The organism is Anaerotignum faecicola, assembly GCA_024460105.1.
GTDB lineage: Bacteria > Bacillota > Clostridia > Lachnospirales > Anaerotignaceae > JANFXS01.
Genome location: JANFXS010000133.1, coordinates 1 through 534, shown reverse-complemented (window position 1 = coordinate 534; position 534 = coordinate 1). Strand labels below are relative to the sequence as shown.

Annotated in this window: 1 protein-coding gene and 1 pseudogene; both read left to right on the top strand. The window is 50.7% G+C overall.

The window, feature by feature from the left end:
• Nucleotides 1–68: 68 nt before the first annotated feature.
• A pseudogene (gene ureA, locus NE664_13130) lies at nt 69–365 on the top strand (urease subunit gamma).
• A gap of 9 nt (nt 366–374) precedes the next feature.
• Nucleotides 375–534: urease subunit beta (locus NE664_13125; protein ID MCQ4727575.1), on the top strand; the 160-nt coding region annotated here is incomplete at its 3' end.

The following is a 534-nucleotide window of genomic DNA, read 5'->3' as shown; positions in this document are numbered from 1 at the left end:
CTGTAAGAAAAGCGACGCCGGCAGCCGACAGGGCTGACTTAAAAAGAGGAAAGACAGGAGGAATGATTATGAGGCTTACGCCGAAGGAAGAAGAAAAGCTGATGCTTCATCTGGCTGGTAATCTGGCGAAGGAGCGGCGCAGCAGAGGATTGAAACTTAATTACGCGGAGGCTGTGGCTTACCTAAGCTCTGAACTTCTGGAACTGGCCAGGGACGGCAGAAGCGTGACGGAACTGATGGAGAAAGGCCGCGGTATTTTAAATGCGGATGATGTGATGGACGGAGTTGCGGATATGGTGGAGGCGGTGCAGGTAGAGGCTACGTTTCCCGACGGGACGAAGCTGGTAACTGTTCATAATCCGATTGGGCCGGGAATATCGAAACGGACGGACAGAAAATCTGGTGAAGTAATAACACAGGACAGAGATATTATATTAAATGAGGGCAGGGAGTCAAAGAGCGTGACGGTTGCAAACATCGGGGACCGGCCGATTCAGGTTGGCTCTCATTTCCATTTCTTTGAGGTGAACAAAC